At 72.6% G+C, this 20,850-nt stretch carries 17 protein-coding genes and 3 pseudogenes; 19 read left to right on the top strand and 1 reads right to left on the bottom strand.

The features are described 5' to 3' along the window. Window positions 1-7: 7 nt before the first annotated feature. The 18 genes and pseudogenes from proS to AB0P35_RS23750 all read left to right on the top strand — a co-directional run bounded on the left by proS (window position 8) and on the right by AB0P35_RS23750 (window position 18,362). Window positions 8-1,420, top strand: coding sequence for a proline--tRNA ligase (proS, locus tag AB0P35_RS23835; RefSeq protein ID WP_095873014.1), 1,413 nt, complete (start codon window positions 8-10; stop codon window positions 1,418-1,420). A 463-nt stretch (window positions 1,421-1,883) separates the two neighbouring features. Continuing rightward, window positions 1,884-2,462, top strand: a complete 579-nt coding sequence (locus tag AB0P35_RS23830) for a hypothetical protein (protein ID WP_363513903.1) — start codon at window positions 1,884-1,886, stop codon at window positions 2,460-2,462. A 546-nt stretch (window positions 2,463-3,008) separates the two neighbouring features. Further along, a complete protein-coding gene (gene rpsP, locus AB0P35_RS23825; RefSeq protein WP_030275690.1) occupies window positions 3,009-3,440 on the top strand; it encodes a 30S ribosomal protein S16 in 432 nt (143 codons plus the stop codon). Between the two features lie 2 nt (window positions 3,441-3,442). Beyond that, entirely contained in the window at window positions 3,443-3,682 is a 240-nt protein-coding gene (locus AB0P35_RS23820) for an RNA-binding protein (protein WP_030275689.1), read from the top strand. A gap of 151 nt (window positions 3,683-3,833) precedes the next feature. Then, window positions 3,834-4,475, top strand: a complete 642-nt coding sequence (gene rimM / locus AB0P35_RS23815; protein ID WP_363513899.1) for a ribosome maturation factor RimM — start codon at window positions 3,834-3,836, stop codon at window positions 4,473-4,475. A 1-nt stretch (window position 4,476) separates the two neighbouring features. Beyond that, window positions 4,477-5,295, top strand: coding sequence for a tRNA (guanosine(37)-N1)-methyltransferase TrmD (gene trmD / locus AB0P35_RS23810; protein ID WP_095873011.1), 819 nt, complete (start codon window positions 4,477-4,479; stop codon window positions 5,293-5,295). Between the two features lie 155 nt (window positions 5,296-5,450). Then, window positions 5,451-5,801 (top strand): 50S ribosomal protein L19, encoded by a 351-nt coding sequence (gene rplS, locus AB0P35_RS23805; RefSeq protein WP_095873010.1) that lies wholly within the window; start codon window positions 5,451-5,453, stop codon window positions 5,799-5,801. A gap of 397 nt (window positions 5,802-6,198) precedes the next feature. Next, window positions 6,199-6,840 carry a signal peptidase I gene (gene lepB / locus AB0P35_RS23800; protein ID WP_363513995.1) on the top strand — a complete coding sequence of 214 codons (642 nt, stop codon included), beginning with the start codon at window positions 6,199-6,201 and terminating at the stop codon, window positions 6,838-6,840. Beyond that, window positions 6,824-7,804, top strand: coding sequence for a signal peptidase I (gene lepB / locus AB0P35_RS23795; protein ID WP_363513896.1), 981 nt, complete (start codon window positions 6,824-6,826; stop codon window positions 7,802-7,804). Before lepB (AB0P35_RS23800) ends, lepB (AB0P35_RS23795) begins: the two co-directional genes overlap by 17 nt. A 236-nt stretch (window positions 7,805-8,040) precedes the next feature. Continuing rightward, window positions 8,041-9,033 carry a signal peptidase I gene (gene lepB / locus AB0P35_RS23790; RefSeq protein ID WP_257019032.1) on the top strand — a complete coding sequence of 331 codons (993 nt, stop codon included), beginning with the start codon at window positions 8,041-8,043 and terminating at the stop codon, window positions 9,031-9,033. Between the two features lie 474 nt (window positions 9,034-9,507). Continuing rightward, entirely contained in the window at window positions 9,508-10,266 is a 759-nt protein-coding gene (lepB, locus tag AB0P35_RS23785) for a signal peptidase I (protein ID WP_363513892.1), read from the top strand. Between the two features lies 1 nt (window position 10,267). Continuing rightward, entirely contained in the window at window positions 10,268-10,936 is a 669-nt protein-coding gene (locus AB0P35_RS23780; RefSeq protein ID WP_363513889.1) for an NUDIX domain-containing protein, read from the top strand. A gap of 55 nt (window positions 10,937-10,991) precedes the next feature. After that, window positions 10,992-11,318, top strand: a complete 327-nt coding sequence (locus AB0P35_RS23775) for a DUF2469 domain-containing protein (RefSeq protein ID WP_030275680.1) — start codon at window positions 10,992-10,994, stop codon at window positions 11,316-11,318. Between the two features lie 256 nt (window positions 11,319-11,574). Next, window positions 11,575-11,844 (top strand): annotated as a pseudogene (locus tag AB0P35_RS23770) (YraN family protein); the annotation flags it as partial. Window positions 11,845-12,271: 427 nt separating this feature from the next. Further along, entirely contained in the window at window positions 12,272-13,918 is a 1,647-nt protein-coding gene (locus AB0P35_RS23765) for a YifB family Mg chelatase-like AAA ATPase (RefSeq protein WP_363513886.1), read from the top strand. Between the two features lie 68 nt (window positions 13,919-13,986). Continuing rightward, window positions 13,987-15,261: a DNA-processing protein DprA gene (dprA, locus tag AB0P35_RS23760; protein WP_363513883.1), complete on the top strand. Its 1,275-nt coding sequence runs from the start codon at window positions 13,987-13,989 to the stop codon at window positions 15,259-15,261. 1,469 nt (window positions 15,262-16,730) lie between these two features. After that, window positions 16,731-17,486, top strand: a pseudogene (whiG, locus tag AB0P35_RS23755) (RNA polymerase sigma factor WhiG); the annotation flags it as partial. A gap of 282 nt (window positions 17,487-17,768) precedes the next feature. Beyond that, window positions 17,769-18,362 carry a helix-turn-helix domain-containing protein gene (locus AB0P35_RS23750; protein ID WP_363513880.1) on the top strand — a complete coding sequence of 198 codons (594 nt, stop codon included), beginning with the start codon at window positions 17,769-17,771 and terminating at the stop codon, window positions 18,360-18,362. A gap of 201 nt (window positions 18,363-18,563) precedes the next feature. Here AB0P35_RS23750 and AB0P35_RS23745 read toward each other — a convergent pair. Beyond that, a pseudogene (locus AB0P35_RS23745) lies at window positions 18,564-19,070 on the bottom strand (M23 family metallopeptidase); the annotation flags it as partial. A 776-nt stretch (window positions 19,071-19,846) separates the two neighbouring features. Here AB0P35_RS23745 and rpsB point away from each other — a divergent pair. Next, window positions 19,847-20,752 carry a 30S ribosomal protein S2 gene (gene rpsB, locus AB0P35_RS23740; RefSeq protein WP_095872969.1) on the top strand — a complete coding sequence of 302 codons (906 nt, stop codon included), beginning with the start codon at window positions 19,847-19,849 and terminating at the stop codon, window positions 20,750-20,752. Window positions 20,753-20,850: the final 98 nt, after the last annotated feature.

Below are 20,850 nucleotides of genomic sequence, written 5' to 3'. Positions count from 1 at the left end.
CTGCCCCATGGCCAAGACACCCGTACTCACCCCCCAGTCGGAAGACTTCCCCCGCTGGTACCAGGACCTGATCAACAAGGCCGAGCTGGCCGACAACGGTCCGGTGCGCGGCACCATGGTCATCCGACCGTACGGGTACAGCCTGTGGGAGCGGATGCAGCAGGAGATGGACGCCCGCATCAAGAAGGCCGGCGCACAGAACGCCTACTTCCCGATGTTCATCCCGCAGTCCTACCTGACCAAGGAGGCGGAGCACGTCGAGGGCTTCGCCCCCGAGCTCGCGGTGGTCACCCACGGTGGCGGCAAGGAGCTGGAGGAGCCGGTCGTCGTCCGTCCCACCTCCGAGACGATCATCAACGAGTACTTCTCCAAGTGGGTCCAGAGCCACCGTGACCTGCCGCTGCTGATCAACCAGTGGGCCAACGTCGTCCGCTGGGAGCTCCGCCCGCGCGTCTTCCTGCGCACCACCGAGTTCCTCTGGCAGGAGGGCCACACCGCCCACGCCACCTACGAGGACGCCCGCGCCTACGCCTCGCGCATCCACACCGAGGTGTACGGCGACTTCATGACCAACGTGCTCGGCATCGACGTGGTGCTCGGCCGCAAGACCGCCCGCGAGCGCTTCGCCGGTGCCATCAACACCCTCACCCTCGAAGGCATGATGGGCGACGGCAAGGCCCTGCAGATGGGCACCAGCCACGAGCTCGGCCAGAACTTCGCCAAGGCGTTCAACACCACGTACCAGCTGCAGGGTGCCGAGCGCGAGCACGTCTGGCAGACCTCCTGGGGCGTCTCCACCCGCATGGTCGGCGGCCTGATCATGTCCCACGGCGACGACAGCGGCCTGCGGGTGCCGCCGCGCCTCGCCGCCGTCCAGGCCGTCGTGCTGGCGATCAAGGGCGATGACGCGGTGCTCGCCAAGGTCCGCGAGATCGGCGCCGCCCTGGAGGCCGTCGGTGTCCGCGTCGTGGTCGACGACCGCACCGACACCCCGTTCGGCCGCCGCGCCGTCGACTGGGAGCTCAAGGGCGTCCCGCTGCGCATCGAGGTCGGCCCGCGCGACCTGGAGAACGGCACCGCGATGCTGGTCCGCCGGATCGCCGGCGGCAAGGAGCCGGTCTCGGTGGACGGCCTGGCCGCGATCGTGCCCGGCATCCTGGAGGAGGACCAGGCGCTGCTGCTCCGCCAGTCCCGCGAGCGCCGCGAGGCCCGGACGGTCGACGTCGCGAGCATCGAGGAGGCCGTCGAGGCCGCGGCCACCGGCTGGGGCCGGATCTCCTGGGCCGACCTCGGCCCGGAGGGCGAGGCCAAGCTGGCCGAGCAGGGCGTCTCGGTGCGCTGCATCGTCGCCGCCGACGGCTCCGTGCCGGAGGCCGACGACCAGGCCGGGAACATCGCCATCGTCGCCCGCGCCTACTGAGCACCGCCTACGGACAACTGTTCGCACCCGGGAGTCAACGATCGTGGAGTGCACGAGCGATCCCGGGCGCGGACCGGAACAAACCGAAGCCCTTCCGGGCGCCTCTCGGTTGCAATTCGATGCCGATTCAGCGGATTGTTAACCACGGTTTGCACACTGCTCGTCGATGCTACTCGCCGGTCAACTCCCGGCGGTGCGAAACAAGCGGTACGGTATACGGCCCGTGGCCCTGTCAATTTCGACCGGGCTGCGGGCCGTCCTCCTTGGGGCGGCATGCGCGTTCCCCGGGTGATAGCCGAGAGCCCGTCGAGAATCGGCGGGTCCACAGATGCAGGGGGTTGGTCTTGCGTCAGGTCAGAACAACGCAATTCAGGTGCGGCCACGCATTCCTGAGAGAATGCTGGGAATTCCCGGTGAACGGGAACTCGCGGAACATCGGCCCTCTCTCCATCGTTGGTCCAGCGTGAGCACGACACAGCCTCTCGTCCTCGCGGCCGAACTGGCCGCCGCCTGGAGCGACATCCAGGCCCATCATCAGGACCTCCCCGACCTGGCCTCGCCCGAGGCACTGATCGGCGAGTCCTCCTCGGCGTGCGGCACCCGGCTCGGTTTCGAGCGTCTGCTGCACGAAGCCGCCCACGGACTGGCCGCCGCGCGGGAGATCCGCGACACCTCGCGGGCCGGTCGCTACCACAACCGGCGCTTCCTGATGCTCGCCTCCGAGCTCGGGCTGGCCCACCCGGTCGAGCCGCACGCCAGCAGCGGCTTCTCCCAGGTGACCATGCTCAAGGAGACGCAGGACAGGTACGCCGACACCATCGAGCGGCTGGACCGCGCGCTCGGGGCGCACCAGCTCGCCGTCGCCGGCGAGGGCAGCCACCGGGCCTTCCGCGGCCCCGCGGCGCGGCACGGCTCGTCCGGCGGCGGCGTGCGCGTCAAGGCGGTGTGCGGCTGCGGGCGGAACGTCCGCGTCGTCCCCTCCGTGCTCGCGCAGGCGTCCATCGTGTGCGGTGCCTGCCAGCAGCCGTTCAAGATCGGCTGATTTCCCTCCGGCACCGGTCGGCCCCCCGGGGGACCGGCTGAGTACCGGCCGGCGGACGTGCGCCGCCGGTGACACCTCCTTCGCGACAGTTCGCTGTGCTCGGCTCTACCGGGGGCGGGGGCCCTCGGTCGAGCCGGTCCGCGTGCTGTCGCAGCCTGTGCGGTCCCTGCCCGCGCAGTCGTTCCCGCCCGCGCAGGCGTCCTTGTCCTGCTTGTCCTGTGCGGGCGTCCTTGCCCGTGCGGACCTCCGTGCCGTTCGGTCGTTCTGCCCTCGTCGTCGTGCACCGCCCCCGGTGGAACGCTGCCGGGGCTCCGTGCCGTGTTCCTGAACTTCGCGGTGCGTCCGGCCCTCCGGTGGGCCGCGGCCCCGGAGCGGGCCGGTTCGGGCGTCAGGCCCGACTGTGGCAGAATGGACAGCTGAGTACTCGGCAGCCGGGCAGGACCCCTCTCTCCTACGGCTGGCGTGTCCCTTGAACGGCCGGTCGCCGCAACCCCACGCAGTGACAGCGGCCGCTCACCCACGTCAACACCAGGAGAACCCACTCCCGTGGCAGTCAAGATCAAGCTGAAGCGTCTCGGCAAGATTCGCTCCCCGCACTACCGCATCGTCGTCGCCGACTCCCGCACCAAGCGTGACGGCCGCGCGATCGAGGAGATCGGCATCTACCAGCCGACCTACAACCCCTCGAAGATCGAGGTCGACGGCGACCGCGCCCAGTACTGGCTGTCCGTCGGCGCCCAGCCGACCGAGCCGGTCCTCGCCATCCTGAAGCTCACCGGTGACTGGCAGAAGTTCAAGGGCCTGCCGGCGCCGGAGCCGCTGAAGGTCGCCGAGCCCAAGGTCGAGGACTTCTCGCACCTGTTCGCCAAGGCCGTCGCGGGCTTCGAGGACAGCACCACCGGTGTTGCCATCACCCCGAAGGCGAAGAAGGCGGACAAGGCCGAGGCTGACGCCGAGGCCGCCTCCACCGAGGCCTGAGCATGATCGAGGAAGCCCTGGACCACCTGGTGAAGGGCATCGTCGAGCACCCCGACGAGGTGCAGGTGCGCTCGCGCAACCTGCGCCGGGGCAACACCATCGAGGTCCGGGTGCACCCCGACGACCTCGGCAAGGTGATCGGCCGCGGGGGTCGTACGGCCCGCGCACTGCGTACCGTGGTGGGTGCGCTCGGCGGCCGGAACGTCCGGGTCGACCTCGTCGACGTGGACAGCATCCGCTGACGCGGAGCCGTCAGGTCATCGTCGGTACCAGGGGCCGGCCGGGACGCACGTCGTCCCGGCCGGCCCTTCTGGCGTTCGGCCGCAGCCCGGCCCGCCAGCCCAGCCAGGAACGCGCCGTGGAGCGCGGCAACACCCCAGGAGAACGATCACCGTGCAGCTCGTCGTCGGCCGGATCGGCCGTGCCCACGGCATCAGGGGCGACGTCAGTGTCGAAGTCCGCACCGACGAACCCGAACTCCGGCTCGGGCCGGGCGCCGTCCTTCTCACCGACCCCGCCTCCACCGGCCCGCTGACCATCGAGTCCGGCCGGGTGCACAGCGGCCGGCTGCTGCTCCGCTTCGCCGGCGTCAAGGACCGCAACGCCGCCGAAGCGCTGCGCGGCACCATGCTGATCGCCGAGGTCGACCCGGAGGAGACCCCCGAGGACCCGGACGAGTACTACGACCACCAGCTGATCGGCCTGGACGTGGTGCTGGCCGACGGCACCGTCGTGGGCGAGCTCTCCGAGGTCCTCCACCTGCCCTACCAGGACCTGCTGACCGTCACCAGGCCGGACGGCACCGAGGTGCTGGTGCCCTTCGTCGAGCAGATCGTCCCCACCATCGACCTGGAGAACCAGCGCGCCGTCATCACACCGCCGGCCGGGCTGATCGAGCCGTTGGAGCCGGAGGCAGGTGATGCCGGTGCTGTCGGTGGCTCCGGTGCCGAGACGGAGGTCGGGGACGGCGGCGACGGCTCCGCGCGTGACGGCGACGCCGGAGACGGCTCCGCGGGCGGTACCGGGCGTGAGTGAGATGCGGATCGACGTCGTCACGATCTTCCCCGAGTACCTGGAGCCGCTGAACGTCTCCCTGGTCGGCAAGGCCCGCGCCCGCGGCCAGCTGGACGTGCACCTGCACGACCTGCGCGGCTGGACCACCGACGTCCACCGCACGGTCGACGACACCCCGTACGGCGGCGGGCCCGGCATGGTGATGAAGCCCGAGCCGTGGGGTGCCGCCCTGGACGCGGTGCTCGCCCAGGGGCCGGAGGGCGAGGTGCCGACCCTGGTCGTCCCCACCCCGAGCGGACGCCCGTTCACCCAGGAACTCGCACAGGAACTGGCAGGCCGCTCCTGGCTCGCCTTCGCCCCGGCCCGATACGAGGGCATCGACCGCCGGGTCATCGAGGAGGCCGCCACCCGCATGCCGGTGGTGGAGGCGTCCATCGGCGACTACGTGCTGGCGGGCGGCGAGGTCGCCGTCCTGGTGATGGTCGAGGCCATCGCCCGGCTGCTGCCCGGGGTGCTCGGCAACGCCGAGTCCCACCGGGACGACTCCTTCGCCCCCGGCGCCATGGCCGACCTGCTGGAGGGCCCCGTCTACACCAAGCCCGCCGAGTGGCGCGGCCGCGAGGTGCCGGAGGTGCTGCTCAGCGGCCACCACGGGAAGATCGCGCGGTGGCGCAGGGAGCAGGCCTTCGCCCGGACCCTCGCCAACCGGCCGGACCTGGTGGCACGCTGGCAGCTCGGCGCCTTCGACAAGAAGGAGCGCGAGGCGCTCAACCTGCTCGGCCTGGTCTGGGACGAGGCGGCCGGCCGATTTCGGCCCACGGCGGATGCTGTGGAAGAATAGGCGACTGTTGTCTGTCGCTGGGCGTCCCCTCGGGGTCGCTACGTGGCCCGATGCGCCCGCCACAGGGGGCTCACCGCCAGCCGATGCGGCCCGCAGCACCATCCTTCTTCACGAACTTCCGTGGGCGGCCTGTGGCGTCTGCGATGGAGAGCATCATGAGCAACAAGCTCGCTGCTGTCGACGCGGCCTCGCTGCGTACCGACGTCCCGTCCTTCCGTCCGGGTGACACCCTCAAGGTTCACGTCCGCGTCATCGAGGGCAACCGCTCCCGCGTCCAGGTCTTCCAGGGCGTCGTCATCCGTCGCCACGGCGCCGGCATCGGTGAGACCTTCACCGTCCGCAAGGTCAGCTTCAACGTCGGCGTGGAGCGCACCTTCCCGGTGCACACCCCGGTCGTCGAGAAGATCGAGGTCGTGACCCGCGGTGCCGTTCGTCGCGCCAAGCTGTACTACCTCCGTGACCTGCGCGGCAAGGCCGCGAAGATCAAGGAGAAGCGCGACAGGTGATCCGTCGCCCCGGCTCACCGGGGCACGGAGTCTCGGGTCGGGCCCTTCCTCCCGGGCCGCAGGCCTTGGCCTTTCAGGCCTGGGAGATAAGCTCAGCCCGATGACCACGCACGAACCTTCCACGGACCGCGACGGCAGGTCCGCACCCACGGGTGCGGACCTGCTGGCGCGGTCCGTGGTCGTTTCCGCAGGCCCGGCGGATGCCGGTCGGCCGGCGGAGGGTGCTCCGCCGGACGGTGCCGCGGATGACGGTGGCTCGGTGCACGGCGCCCCGGCGGACGGTAGCGCGGCGGACGGTAGCGCGGTGCACGATGACTCGGCCGTGGACGACGGCGTCACCGTGGGGGCGGCGCCCGAGGCCGCGGACGGCCCGGGCAGGGGCTGGGGGCGCGACCTCCTGCTGATCGGCGGGACGTGCCTGCTGCTCCTGCTCGTGGTGAACGCCTTCGTGGCGCGGCCGTTCGCCGTGCCCTCCGGCTCGATGGAGAACACCCTCCGGCCCGGTGACCGGGTGGTGGCCAATGAACTCGTGTACGCCTTCGGCGGGCACGTCCGGCGCGGTGACGTCGTCGTCTTCGACGGCACGGGCTCCTTCCTGCCGTACGCGGCCGAGCCCTCCGCCGGGCGCCGGCTGCTCGACCGCCTGGGGCTCGCCCCGGGCGGCGACTCGGTGTTCGTGAAGCGGGTGATCGGGGTCGGCGGGGACCGGGTGACCTGCTGCGGCGCGGACGGCCGGCTCAGGGTGAACGGTGTGCCGCTGGACGAGAGCGCCTACCTGGCGCCCGGGGACGCACCGTCGCGCGTCCCCTTCGACGTGGTGGTGCCGAGCGGCCGGCTCTGGGTGATGGGGGACCACCGCGGTGACTCCCGTGACTCGCGCGACCACCTCGGCGAACCGGGCGGCGGCTTCGTGCCGGAGTCCAAGGTGATCGGCCGCGCCGACTGGGTGGTCTTCCCGTTCGGTCGCCTGACCTCGCTCGACCGGCCGGAGGCGTTCGCGGCAATAGGGGGGACTGGTGGCCATGGGGACCAGAGGTAGGGGCAGGACGGTCGAGGCGGAGCCCGAGGAGGCGCGCTCGACCACCCCGATACGCGGCCGCGCCGAGCGGCGCCGGACCGCGCAGCGCGCCGCCCGCCGCCGCCGGCGTTCGCTGCTGCGCGAGATACCGCTCGTGGTGGTCGTCGCGCTGGTGATCGCCCTCGTACTGAAGACGTTCTTCGTCCAGGTCTTCGTCATTCCCTCGGGGTCGATGGAGGAGACCATCCAGATCGGCGACCGCGTCCTGGTCGACAAGCTGACCCCGTGGTTCGGCAACGAGCCGGGCCGCGGCGAGGTCGTTGTCTTCCGCGACCCGGGCGGTTGGCTGGAGACCGACCGCGGGTCGTCCGACGACGGGCCGGTGGTGAAGAAGGTCAAGCACGTCTTCTCCTCTGTCGGCCTGCTGCCCTCAGACAACGAGCACGACCTGATCAAGCGGGTCATCGGCGTCGCCGGCGACACCGTGGAGTGCTGCGACGCCAAGGGCCGCGTCAGCGTCAACGGCACCCCGGTGGACGAGCCCTACCTGGCGCCGGGCAACGTGCCCTCCCGGCAGCCGTTCAAGGTCAGCGTGCCCGCAGGGCGGCTCTGGGTGATGGGCGACCACCGCGACCTCTCGGCGGACTCCCGCTTCCACATGAACAACCCCGGCAACGGCACCATCCCGGTGAGCAACGTCGTCGGGCGCGCCGTCCTCATCGCCTGGCCGCTGCCGAGGCTCGGTCAACTCGACGTTCCGTCGTCACTCTCCTCGATCCGGGCCGGATCGGCGGCAGGGGCAGCCCAGGGGTCGGCGTCCGGGGTGGCGCCGGGTTCGGCCGCCGCGCTGCCCGCGCCGACCGGATTGGTCGGCCTTCCGCCGACTCCTGCGGAACCCTCGCTCGTTATGGGTGTGTTGGGCGTCCTTCCGTTCGCCGTCAGGCGGAGGTCGACCAGGCCAGGGCGCACAGGCCGGTCCGGTTGATGGATCGGCCTGCCGTGTGGGAGCACGGACGGGTCGATCCGGAGTGATAGAGAAGTGCTGGACTGCTCGGCGCATGGTCTCGTGGCCTTCCCGGGTTCTCGGGTCGTCACCGGTGTAGACGTGCCCTCGGCGGGCAGGCTGATGCGGGTCGACGGTCGGTTACGGAGCGTGGTGCCCGCTGTGCGGCACTGATGAGCGCGGGCGCGCGGGCGTCCGCACAGCAGGGAGGAGATGTCGTGGGGGATCTGGTGGTCGGTGCCCGCTCGGGCGCCCCGGAGCCCGAGGGCCCGGGTAGCCGCGCGGTCCGGTCGGCCCAGTCCGCACAGGCCGTGCAGCCCGCCGACGCGGGCACGGCGGCCGCCGCCGGCGGTAGGCTCGTCGGTGCCCCGAACGACGCGGAGGACGTGGTGAGTGAGGCCGCGGAGGAGAACGACACCGCGCAGGACAGTTCCGACGAGACCGGGACGCGGCCGCAGCGGCAGCGGTCGTTCTGGAAGGAACTGCCGATCCTGATCGGCATCGCGCTGATCCTGGCGCTGGTGATCAAGACCTTCTTCGTCCAGGCGTTCTCGATCCCCTCGGGATCGATGGAGCAGACGCTGAAGATCGGCGACCGCGTCCTGGTCGACAAGCTGACCCCCTGGTTCGGATCCGAGCCGGAACGCGGCGAGGTCGTGGTCTTCCACGACCCGGGCGGCTGGCTGAACGACGAGCCGACGCAGCAGAACAGCAACGCCTTCGTGCGCGGCATCCAGAACGTGTTCAGCTTCATCGGCCTGATGCCGTCGTCCAACGAGAAGGACCTCATCAAGCGGGTCATCGCGGTCGGCGGCGACACCGTCGAGTGCCAGGGCAGCGGACCGGTCAAGGTGAACGGCATCGCGCTCGACGAGCCCTACCTGTACCCGGGCAACACCCCCTGCGGCGAGAAGCCGTTCGGCCCGGTGAAGGTCCCGGACGGGCGGATCTGGGTCATGGGCGACCACCGCGGCGACTCGCTGGACTCCCGCTACCACCAGGACCAGCCCGGTGGCGGCACGGTGCCGGTGAAGAACGTCGTCGGCCGCGCCTTCGTCGTCGCCTGGCCGATCGGCGACTGGGCCACCCTGCCGGTGCCGGACACCTTCGACCAGAAGGGGCTCTCCGCCTCCGCACCCCTGCTCCCGCCGATGGCGGGGGCCGCGGCCGCCGTGCCGGCCGTCTGGTGGCTGCGCCGGCGCCGTCACTGACGGACGCACGGCGAAGGCCGTTCGGCCGGAGGGCGTGAACGGCCCACCCGGGCTGGACCGGCAAGCGGGCGGCCCACCCTGGTGAGCGGGCGGCCTGTTCTGCGGAACCGGCGGCCGGTCCCGGCGAACGGGCGGCCGGTCGTGGTGAACCGGCGGCCGGTCCCGGCGAACGGGCGGCCGGTCGTGGTGAACCGGCGGCCGGTCCCGGTGAACGGGCGGCCGGTCGTGGTGAACCGGCGGCCGGTCCCGGTGAACGGGCGGCCGGTCCCGGGAAACCGACTGCCTGTCCTGGGGAACCGGTGGCCGCCGATCCACCGCCGACTCTTGCGCGAGCCGCGGTACCGACGAGTAATCTGCTCGGACGTGCCGCGGCTCGCCGGTTCTCCGGAGCGCGGTGCAGCGTCCGTACCGCAGGCGCGGACCGAGCAGGAGCGAGCCGGACGGGCCCGCACCGACCAGGAAGGCGCGACCGCGATGAGCAGTGGCAGTGTCACGGAGCGCCCGGTCGCGGCACCGGCGGCCCGCCGGCCCCGGCGGAGCGTCGCCTCGGTCCTCCAGGGTGTGGCCATCGCCGTGGGCTTCGCGATGCTGGTGGGCGGCTTCGGCCTGATCGCACTCCAGTACCGGCCCTACCGCATCCCGAGCACCTCGATGTCGCCCACCCTGCAGGTCGGTGACACCGTCCTCGCCCACCGGGCCGACGGGGCATCGGTCGGCCGCGGCGACATCGTCGTCTTCAGCGAGCCGCTGTGGGGCGGCGCGACCATGGTCAAACGGGTCGTCGCCGTGGGCGGGGACACCGTCGCCTGCTGCGGCTCCGAGGGCCGCCTCACCGTGAACGGCGTCGCCGTCGACGAGCCCTACACCGACGACCACCTCGGCCCCGGCGAGGGGTACCGCATCACCGTCCCCGAGGGCCGGCTCTTCCTGCTCGGCGACTCCCGGTCGAACTCGCTCGACTCGCGCAGCCACCTCGACGTGGCGAGCGGTACCGTGGCCGCGACCGACGTCGTCGGCCGGGTCGAGGGCATCGTCTGGCCGTCGGCCAGGATCGCCGCCGTACCGCGGACCCCCGCCTTCGACGAGGTGAAGGGGCCCACCGCCTCGCGGCACGGCCTGCTCGTTCCCGCCGGCTACGCCGCGGTGGGCGGTGCCGTCCTCGTCCTCGCGGCCGGGGCCGCCGGATGGGCGGTCTCGTTGGGCCAGTGGGTACGCCGACGTTCCCGCCGCTGAGGTGCCTGCTGCCGAGGTTGTTGCCGCCGAGGTTCTTGCCGTCGAGGTCGCCCGCCGCCGCGGCGGGCCGTGGGACGAGGAGGTGAGTGCCGTGGCCGTCCTGCGCCGACGTGCCGCCCGCGTCCTGCTGCTCGACCGCGACGACCGCCTGCTGCTGCTCCGGGGGCTCGACCCGGCCGTCCCGGAGACCATCTGGTGGATCACCCCGGGAGGCGGGCTGGAGCCTGGCGAGAGCGTCCGGGAGGCGGCGCTGCGCGAGCTGGCCGAAGAGCTCGGGTCGGCCGACGTGGAGCTGGGGCCGGTGGTGGCGTACGGCACCGTGTCGTTCTCCTTTCAGGGGCAGGACTACGAGCAGGAGCAGTGGTTCCATCTGGCCCGGACCGAGGCCGAGCCCGACAGCTTCGGGCTCGCGGGTGTCGACGGTCCGGCCGGCGTGAGTGCCGGCGGTGCCGGCGGTTCTACGGGAACGGCGGGTGCGGGCGGCGGTGCCGGTGGTCCTGCGGGAACGGCGGGCGCGGGCGGCGAGGAGCACGCCCGGCTGCTCGCCGCCCGCTGGTGGACCGTCCAGGAGCTCCGCGACACCGCGGAGACGGTCTACCCTGCGGGCCTGGCCGAACTGGTCGAACAGCTGGTCACGGATGGCCCGCCAGTCCCGCCGGTACGGCTTTGACGGTGGGTGCGGTGGTCCACAATGGGGTGGACGTGACGAGTGAGGGGACGCCTGGATGAGTGCCGAAGATCTCGAGAAGTACGAGACCGAGATGGAGCTCAAGCTCTACCGGGAGTACCGGGACGTCGTCGGACTCTTCAAATTCGTGATCGAGACCGAGCGAAGGTTCTACCTCACGAACGACTACGACCTGCAGGTCCACTCGGTGCAGGGCGAGGTGTTCTTCGAGGTGTCGATGGCGGATGCGTGGGTCTGGGACATGTACCGGCCGGCCAGATTCGTCCGCAAGGTGCGGGTCCTGACCTTCAAGGACGTCAACATCGAGGAGCTGGCGAAGAGCGACCTGGAGCTGCCGTCCGACGACGCCTCCTTCGGCAACTGACCGACGCGCCGCCCGGCGCCGGGAGTCGACGTCGGCAGCCATCGGCCGCCGGGAGCTGACAGCGAAGGCCACCGGGAGCGATCGACGCCGCGTCCGGAGCACCGAGCATGGACGGGCCTGCATCCGCATGTCCAGACCGGCTCCGGAAAGCCACTCCTGAGAGGGACGCGGGTTATCCACAGGCCCGGGTTGTCCACAGGATCCGACGCCGCGCCGCTTGCACCTTCGCCCTCACGGCAATCTCCGTGCCACGGAGGTGATAGCCGTGCAGAGTCCCAACAACGGTCTCGGCCGCTACGGCGAAGAAGTGGCCGCCCGCAGGCTCGCCCACGAAGGCCTGCACATCCTCGAACGCAACTGGCGATGCGCCGAGGGTGAACTCGACATCGTCGCGCTGGACGGCGACACCCTCGCGATCTGCGAGGTCAAGACGCGTTCGGAGAACGCGTTCCAGCAACCCACCGAAGGCATCGACCGGTCGAAGGCAGACCGACTGCGAAGACTCGCCGAGCGCTGGCTGGCGGAACGCTGGCCCACCTATTTCGAACTGCTCGCCGAACGTGTGACCTGTCTGTCCGGGAGCACAGGCATCCCCGTGCCGGCGGCCGCAGCTTCGATCCGGTCGGCGGACGGGCCGGCCCCGCAGTCCCACCGGTCGGAGACGGCCCCGCGGGAGAGCACGAGCGGCGAGGGCACAAGCGGCGGGAGCCCGGGCGAGGAGGGGCCGAGGAAGCGGACCTCGAAACAGGCCGCATCGGGCAAGGGCCCGGCCCGGAAGCGGGCTGCCGCGAAGGGCGGCGCGCCGCCCTCGTCGGACACCCGGGGCGGGGCGCCGCACCCCGCGGATCCGCCGACACCACCGCCGCCCGGCGGAGTCCGCATCGACCTGGTGGCCGTCATCAACCGGGCCAAGGGAGCAGCCCGGGTCGAGCACGTCCGAGGGGCGGTCTGAGATGGCCTTCGCCCATACCTGCTCGGTCGCGCTCGTCGGTGTCGAAGGCGTGGTGGTCGAGGTCCAGGCCGACCTCGAACCCGGTGTGGCCGCCTTCACCCTGGTCGGCCTGCCCGACAAGGCCCTCTCCGAGGCGCGGGACCGGGTCCGCGCGGCTGTCGTCAACAGCGGCGAGAGCTGGCCGCAGCGCAAGCTCACCGTCGGCCTCAGCCCGGCCTCCGTGCCGAAGAGCGGCAGCGGATTCGACCTGGCCGTCGCCTGCGCCGTACTCGCGGCGGCGGACCGGATCGACCCCGCCGCGATCGCCGAACTGCTCATCATCGGCGAACTCGGGCTGGACGGCCGGGTGCGGCCCGTCCGGGGTGTGCTGCCGTCCGTGCTGGCGGCCGCCGACGCCGGGTACCGCCAGGTCGTCGTGGCGGAGCAGACCGCGGCGGAGGCCTCCCTCGTCCCGGGCATCTCCGTGCTGGGCGTCCGGAGCCTGCGCCAACTCGTCGCACTGCTCACCGACGCCACGCCGCCCGATGACGAGCCGGAGATCCTGGCCGGCCGCCCGGACCCACTGCTGGCCGGCCTGCTGCTGCCCGGTATCGGCATCCGCGACATCTCGTCCGCGCGCGCCGTCCGGCCGGACCTCGCCGATGTCGCGGGCCAGTACGAGGCCCGGCACGCCCTGGAGATCGCCGCGGCCGGCGGGCACCACCTCTACCTCAAGGGCCCGCCCGGCGCCGGCAAGACCATGCTGGCCGAGCGCCTGCCCGCCCTGCTCCCGCCGCTCACCGAGAAGGAGGCGCTGGAGGTCACCGCCGTGCATTCCGTCGCCGGGCTGCTGCCACCGAACCGGCCGCTCGTCGACAGCCCGCCCTACTGCGCGCCGCACCACTCGACGACGATGCCCGCCATCGTCGGCGGCGGCAGCGGGATGCCGAGACCCGGCGCCGTCTCCCTGGCGCACCGGGGGGTGCTGTTCCTGGACGAGGCGCCGGAGTTCCCGGTCCGCGTCCTCGACGCCCTGCGGCAGCCGCTGGAGTCGGGCGAGGTGATGATCGCTCGCGCGGCCGGCTCCATGCGGCTGCCCGCCCGCTTCCTGCTCTGCCTCGCGGCCAACCCGTGCCCCTGCGGGCGCCACTCGATCCGCGGCGAGGGCTGCGAGTGCACACCGACGATGGTCAACCGGTACCAGGCGAGACTCTCCGGACCTCTGCTGGACCGGGTCGACCTCCAGGTCCGGGTGTCCTCGGTCTCCCGGGCGGAACTGATGACCCGCGACAGCGCGGCCGAGTCCACCGCCGTCGTGGCCTCCCGCGTCCTGGCCGCCCGCCACCGCGCGGCCGCCCGGCTGGCCGAGACCCCGTGGCGCACCAATGGGGAGGTGCCGGGCCACGAACTGCGGACGCGCTGGCGGCTGCAGCCCGACGCACTGACCGACGCCGAACGGGACCTGGAGCGGGGGCTGCTGACGGCCCGCGGACTCGACCGGGTCCTGCGGGTCGCCTGGACCATCGCCGACCTGGCCGGCCGCGAACGGCCGGCGCGGTCCGACGTCAGAACCGCCCTCGCCCTGCGGACCGGTGTCCACCGTGGCCCGATGGTCGAACGGCCGCGACTGCCGCGCGACACCGACCTGGACCACACCCACGACCTGTGACGGTGCGCGCCGAGGAACGCCACCCGCGACACGGCACGCCGGACCCCGCTCACACCCAGGAGACCAGCATGGACAGCACCAGCGTCAACACCGCAACGCGCACCGGCGATGGGGCAGCCGACCGCGGGTCGCACCTCGCGCTCGACACCGACCCCCGGCCGGTCGGACGCCCATCGGCCGGCCCGGCGCAGGGTCCCCCACCCGGCGGCGGGCTCCCGGCGCCCTCACCGGAGCGCCTGGCCAGGGCCGCCCTCACCCGGCTGATCGAGCCGGGTGACGCCGTGATGGGCCGCTGGCTCGCCGAACTCGGCGCCACCACGGTGATCAACGCCGTCCGGGGCAGGGCGGACCCGCAGTCGCTCGGCCTCGATCCCGGCAGGGTCGCCGACTACCGGGCCCGCTGTACGGCGCTCGACCCCCTGGCGGACCTTCGACTCGTCGACCGCCACGGCGGACGGTTCATCATTCCGGGCGACGCCGAATGGCCCAGCCAGTTGGACGATCTCCGCGAGGGGCGGCCGGTCGGTCTCTGGGTGCGCGGCACCGGCTCGCTCCGCCTGCTGGCGCTGCGGTCCGTTGCCATGGTCGGCTCCCGGGCGTGCACCGCCTACGGTGCGCATGTCGCCGGTGAGATCGCCGCCCAACTGGCCGAACGCGGCTGGGTGGTGGTGTCCGGAGCCGCCTACGGGATCGACGCGGCGGCGCACCGCGGCACCCTCGCCGTCGGCGGAGCCACGGTCGGCGTCCTCGCCTGCGGCGTCGACATGAGCTACCCGCCCGGAAACACCGAGCTGATCCGCCGGATCTCCCAGCAGGGGCTGCTGGTCAGCGAACTGCCGCCCGGCGCTCATCCCAACCGCTTCCGGTTCGTCCTGCGGAACCGCGTCATAGCGGCGCTCACCCGCGGCACAGTCCTCGTCGAGGCGGCCGTCCGCAGCGGGGCCCTCAGCACCGCACGCCGGGCCCGCGATCTCAATCGGCACACCATGGGCGTCGCCGGCCCGGTCACCTCAGAGCTGTCCGCAGGCGTGCACGCACTCATCCGCAGCGGCGGCGCCACGCTGGTGACCGACGCCGCCGAGATCGCCGAACTCATCGGGGCGATCGGCGACGACCTCGCTCCGGCCAGGTCAGGTCCGGTTCTGCCGAGGGACCTGCTGGAGCCGTCGGTGGCACGCGTACTCGAAGCCGTCCCCGCCGGGGTGGACGGCGCACCGGTCGACCGACTCGCCCGGGAGGCGGGACTTTCTCCGGACGCCGTGCTGCAGCATCTGTACGAGCTGGTGTCGCTCGGCTATGTCGAGCGATTCGGCGCGCACTGGCGGCTGATTCGGCGTCGCTGAAGGTCACGACACACCCCGGCGCGCGTCGCGGGCACGCGCCGGGTGGGCCACCGGATCGGGGGACGACCGAGTGGCGGTAGCACACCGCAGCGACGTGGTCACGCTACGCTCCTTTGTGGCTTCCCTATCAGCACATGACTCGGCAGAACGGCGCAGACCAACGCATGCCCACAAACATTCCGGGACACAGGGTGACCGGTGACGCCCGGTCTGCGGGCAGGGCTGGGGCCGGGGCCCGCCCCGCGGCGGACCTCGGACCGCAGGGGCCGATGCTGGTGAACCCCGGCCGGTCGCTCGGCCCGAACCGAGCGGCAAGTCGGCCGCTCTCGCCGGGCCAGCAGGACACCCGCGGTGCCGGAGTTCCGCCCGCGCCGACCCCGCGACCCGGCCTGGCGCCACCCGCGGCCCCCGCAGCGCCCGTCGCCCCGCACACTCCGGCGCAACCGCTCGTGCCGCGCGCCCCGATGAGCCCGCCCTCCGCGGCATCGGGCGCGCCGTCCGCCCCTCCGGCGGCCGCTCGGCCGCAGACAGCCCCGGCTGCCACGCCCGCCACGCCCGCCGAGTATGCGCGCTCGACCGGACGACCGGTGCCCCCGGAAGCGGCCTGCGGATCGGCGCCGTACGGACGGGAACGCGGCGATCGCTCGGACGAGGCGCACCGAGGTACGGCCTGCCTGCAGCGTCCCGAGCCCGGACACGCAGAGCCTGGACGACCTGAGCCTGCACGTCCCGATCCCGGACGCGCCGAGGGACGGGCGGCCGGCGGCGGCGCAGACGGGGACAGCGGAGGCAGACCGGCCCGGCGTGGCCTGCGCGGCACGGACCCGTACGAGGTCGAGCCGAGCCACACCCGCGTCCATGCCCGGGCGGACCAGCCTCCGCCGGCGCGCAACGCACCGTCCTCGCCGGGCGGGGAACGACGTTGGCCGACCGCCCGCCGAGCGGGATCCGACGGTGCCGGCGGTACCGGGAGCGGCGATCGCACAGCCGCACGCCGACTGCCGGGCCCTGTGAAGCCGACCCCGGCACCCCGGACCATCGGCGGCGGAGGCGGACACGAGCGGGTGCCCGACGGCGTCGAGACCGTCGGACGCCCGGTGGCGCCCCGGGGGCCCGCCCACCCGGAGCCGCTCGGGCCGGAACAGGCCCACGAGGGCTCACCCGTCGGAGCAACCGTCCGTCCGACGCAGCCACAGACGGCCGCTTCGGAACCCGGCCAGGTGGAGGACGTCCGCCCGGAGCCGACCCAGCGCCGCCCGGCCGATCCGGACGACGCGGCCTCCGCCGTGCCCCACCCTGACCTCCCGGCCCCCACGTCGGAGACGCCTGCCGCCCGGACGTCCGTGCCGTCCGTCCCACCTGCGGCGCGGCCTTCCACCCGGACGACCGCGCAGCCCGCGGCGTCACCGTCCGGACGGCTCGGGCCGCAGTCATCGCCGGGCCGCACCGCGAAAGTCCCCAGCGAACGCAGCGCCCTGGAGATGCTCTGGCGCTCGTACAAGGAGTCGGGAGACCCGCGGCTCCGGGAGCAGTTGATCCTGCACTACTCGCCTCTGGTCAAGTACGTGGCCGGTCGGGTCGGCGTCGGCCTGCCGGCCAACGTGGAGCAGGCCGACTTCGTGTCCTCCGGTGTGTTCGGGCTGATCGACGCGATCGAGAAGTTCGACATCGACCGCGCGATCAAGTTCGAGACCTACGCGATCAGCCGGATCCGCGGGGCGATCATCGATGAACTCCGCGCGCTCGACTGGATCCCCCGGTCGGTCCGGCAGAAGGCCAAGACCGTCGAGCGGACGTACGCCACGTTGGAGGCCCGGCTGCGGAGAACGCCGCACGAACCCGAGGTGGCGGCCGAGATGGGCATCACGCTGGAGGACCTGCACGCGATCTTCAGCCAGCTGTCCCTCGCCAATGTGATGGCCCTCGACGAACTGATCCACCCGATCGGAGAGAGCGGCGACGCCCTCACCCTGATGGACACCCTGGAGGACACCGGCGCGGACAACCCGGTCGAGATCGCCGAGGACCGCGAACTCCGCCGCCTGCTCGCCACCGCCGTCAGCACCCTGCCCGAACGGGAGAAGACAGTGGTGACGCTCTACTACTACGAGGGCCTCACCCTGGCGGAGATCGGCCAGGTGCTGGGGGTCACCGAGAGCAGGGTCAGTCAGATCCACACCAAATCGGTGCTGCAGCTCCGGGCCAAGCTCTCCGACGTCCGCTGACCCGCTCGCCCGAATCGGCAGGCCGCCTTGCTCGACGGATGGCTGCATCGGCACCTGGCCCGACCGGCCGGGCTGCCCGGGCGCGGGCTGCCCGGGCGAACAGGGCGAACAGGGCGAACAGGGCGAACAGGTTGAACAGGGCAGACAGCGCGGACAGGGCAGCCGGACCGGCAGCTGCCCGGGCGCGCTGCGCGGTCGGGCGTCGGCGTGCGGGCTGCGCCGTGCGCCGGTGGCTTGCGTGGTGGCGGCCGGCCGGGCCGTAAGGCTCCGTAGAGTAGGGGGGTGCCGAAGATCAGGGCCGCCACGGTGGCCGAGCATCGCCAGTTGCAGCGGGCCGCCCTCCTGGACGCCGCCCGCTCGCTGCTCGCCGAGGGCGGCCGGGAGGCACTGACCTTCGCGGCCCTCGCCACCCGGACCGGTCTGGCCCGGTCTTCCGTGTACGAGTACTTCCGCTCCCGTGCGGCGGTGGTCGAGGAGCTCTGCGCCGTCGACCTTCCGCTGTGGGCCGCCGAGATCGAGGCCGGTATGGCTGTGTGCGACAGCGCTCGGGACCGGTTGGAGGCGTACATCCGCGGCCAGCTGGACCTGGCGGCCGACCCTCGGCACCTCGCGGTGACGGCGATCTCCGAGGTGGAGCTGGACGAGGCCGCGCGCGAGCGGATCCGGGCGACGCACAGCAGCCTGGTCGCGCTGGTCGTCGAGGCCCTGGGGGAGCTCGGCCACGCGAATCCCCGCCTCGCCGCCGTGCTGCTGCAGGGGGTGGTCGACTCGGCCTCGCGGCAGGCGGAGCGTGCCACACCCGAGGAGGCCGTTGCGATCGCCGACGCGGCGGTCGCCCTGGCCCTGGACGGACTGGCGGCCTCCGACCGCGGGTAGGCGGGCTCCGGAGCCGGTTCCCGAGTGCTCCTCGATGCCGGTCGTCCGGCCGTCTCCGGCCGCCGGTTGCCGGACGGTGCCGAGCGGACGGCGGCTCAGGCCCGTACCCGCCTCCACATGTGTGCCGTCACCGCCGCCGCTCCGGCCGAGTGGAAGCAGGCGGACCCGGCCGGCGCCGAGCAGGGCGAGTGGGTCGAGGTAGCGCGGGCCCCGCAGCAGGCCCCAGTGCAGGCAGTTCCCGCCCGGGCAGTGGTGACCGCTGTCGGCAACCGTGCCGATGATGTCTCCGGCGGCGACCGCGGTGCCAGTCCCGACGGAGCCCTCGACCGGGAGGTAGGTGGTCCGCAACGGAGGGTTTCCCGACGCGGGGTGGGTCACCGTCACCACCGGACGCCCGGCCACCGATCCGGCGAACGAGACGACGCCGGGAGCGGCGGCGCGCACCGGAGTGCCCACGGAGGCGGTCATGTCGACACCCCGGTGCCCGGCCGCCCAGCGCGCGGCGGGCGGTTCGAAGCGCCGCACCAAGCCGCCCGGCCCCCCGACCGGCCAGGCCCGGCCGGGACCCTTCACCGCCTCACCGCCAGACCCGACCGGCAGGCGCTGCCCGTCCTGGGAGGGGCGTGCATCGGCGACCCGGACGATCCCGGATCGGCCGAACGGGCTGGCCTGCCGCGTGTCGGCTCCGGCACGCGGCGCCGGGAGCATCAGCGCGACCGTGCCGGCCAGCATCAGGGCGAGCAGCAGCCCGCTCCCACGGTCCGGCGTGGGAGGCAGCGGAAGCAGCGGACCCGGCCGGGCACCCCACGGCGGTCGGGTCCGAGCGACCGGAGACCCGACCCCCGGAGAAGTCCCCGGGACCGACCGGGCCGGACGGCAGAACCGGAGCAGACGGGCGGACCCGAGCAACCAGGCGAAGAGGGTCAGCCAGGACAACCGGTGCGGCGAAGTGATCGGACGGCTCATGCCGGCAAGGCTCGCCGCCGTCCGCCGACGCGGTGCTCCACGCACCGACCCCTGTGGACAACCCCGCCCTGTGGACAACCGGTGTCACCCGCGAGGGTGAACAACTCCGTAGCGCCGGGGGAGCGGTAGCGGTCCGGGAATGAAGGCCGTCCCACCCCCGGCTGAACTGATCCCCGTTCACCCCTGCCCGGACCGGTCCCCCCGACCGCCGGAGTCGCCCGCAACTGGGGCCTTCCCGTACACTTCACACGCGACCCGGGTCCACCGGGTCGACTTCGCACGCCCCGCCACTGGTGGAGCGGCCGCCCCGTGAGGGCTCCGGCCGGGTCTCCGCCCGGTGCGAGTGCCGCTCGGTCCGCCGAGCCTGCCGGCCCAGTGCCGTCCAGGCCGCGGCGGCTTGGCACGTCCGGGGCGTCAGGCGTGGCGGTCACCCGGCCGCTGCGGACACAACCGAGAGACCCGGTTCCCCGCTTCCTCGCGGAGCGGCGCGCCGGGCGCAAAACCTGAGGAGCACGGCTATGGCCGTCGTCACGATGCGGGAGCTGCTGGAGAGCGGCGTCCACTTCGGTCACCAGACCCGTCGTTGGAACCCGAAGATGAAGCGCTTCATCTTCACGGAGCGCAACGGCATCTACATCATCGACCTCCTGCAGTCGCTGAACTACATCGACCGCGCCTTCGAGTTCGTCAAGGAGACCGTTGCCCACGGCGGCAGCATCCTCTTCGTCGGCACGAAGAAGCAGGCCCAGGAGGCCATCGCCGAGCAGGCCACCCGCGTGGGCATGCCCTACGTGAACCAGCGCTGGCTCGGCGGCATGCTGACCAACTTCTCGACCGTCTACAAGCGTCTGCAGCGCCTCAAGGAGCTCGGCGAGATCGACTTCACGGATGTGGCCGGCTCCGGCCTCACCAAGAAGGAGCTCCTGGTCCTCCAGCGTGAGTACGACAAGCTGGAGAAGACCCTCGGCGGTATCCGCGACATGCAGCGCGTTCCCAGCGCTGTCTGGATCGTGGACACCAAGAAGGAGCACATCGCGGTCGGCGAGGCCCGGAAGCTCAACATCCCGGTCGTCGCGATCCTCGACACCAACTGCGACCCGGACGAGGTCGACTACAAGATCCCGGGCAACGACGACGCGATCCGCTCCGTCACCCTGCTGACCCGTGTGATCGCCGACGCCGTCGCCGAGGGCCTGAAGTCTCGTGCCGGTGTCGCCAAGGGCGACACCAAGGCCGAGCCGGGTGCCGACCAGCCGCTGGCTGCCTGGGAGAAGGACATCCTCGAGGGCCAGAAGGCCGCCGAGGCCCCTGCCGCGGAGGCCCCGGCCGACGAGGCTCCCGCTGCCGAGGCTGCGGCCACCGAGGCTCCGGCCGACGAGGCTCCCGCTGCCGAGGCTCCGGCCGCCGAGGCCGAGCAGGCCTGACGTACCAAGGGTGAGGGGCACCCGCCGGGTACGACACCGGTAGGTGCCCCTCTCTCCCGTGCGAGGGCCGAACCACCGCCCCGCGCACCACTCCACGC

Origin of the sequence: Kitasatospora sp. NPDC085879 (genome assembly GCF_040686255.1) — a bacterium.
In the GTDB taxonomy this organism is placed as follows: Bacteria; Actinomycetota; Actinomycetes; order Streptomycetales; family Streptomycetaceae; genus Kitasatospora.
Note: the sequence above shows the minus strand (reverse complement) of the source record. Positions and strands in the feature narration are given on the sequence as shown.

Coding starts and splice junctions, on each gene's coding strand:
- proS (WP_095873014.1), top strand. CDS start 8: ATGGCCAAGACACCCGTACTCACCCCCCAGTCGGAAGACTTCCCCCGC.
- trmD (WP_095873011.1), top strand. CDS start 4,477: ATGCGGATCGACGTCGTCACGATCTTCCCCGAGTACCTGGAGCCGCTG.
- AB0P35_RS23820 (WP_030275689.1), top strand. CDS start 3,443: ATGATCGAGGAAGCCCTGGACCACCTGGTGAAGGGCATCGTCGAGCAC.
- rpsB (WP_095872969.1), top strand. CDS start 19,847: ATGGCCGTCGTCACGATGCGGGAGCTGCTGGAGAGCGGCGTCCACTTC.
- AB0P35_RS23775 (WP_030275680.1), top strand. CDS start 10,992: ATGAGTGCCGAAGATCTCGAGAAGTACGAGACCGAGATGGAGCTCAAG.
- AB0P35_RS23765 (WP_363513886.1), top strand. CDS start 12,272: ATGGCCTTCGCCCATACCTGCTCGGTCGCGCTCGTCGGTGTCGAAGGC.
- dprA (WP_363513883.1), top strand. CDS start 13,987: ATGGACAGCACCAGCGTCAACACCGCAACGCGCACCGGCGATGGGGCA.
- lepB (WP_363513896.1), top strand. CDS start 6,824: ATGGGGACCAGAGGTAGGGGCAGGACGGTCGAGGCGGAGCCCGAGGAG.
- rplS (WP_095873010.1), top strand. CDS start 5,451: ATGAGCAACAAGCTCGCTGCTGTCGACGCGGCCTCGCTGCGTACCGAC.
- lepB (WP_363513892.1), top strand. CDS start 9,508: ATGAGCAGTGGCAGTGTCACGGAGCGCCCGGTCGCGGCACCGGCGGCC.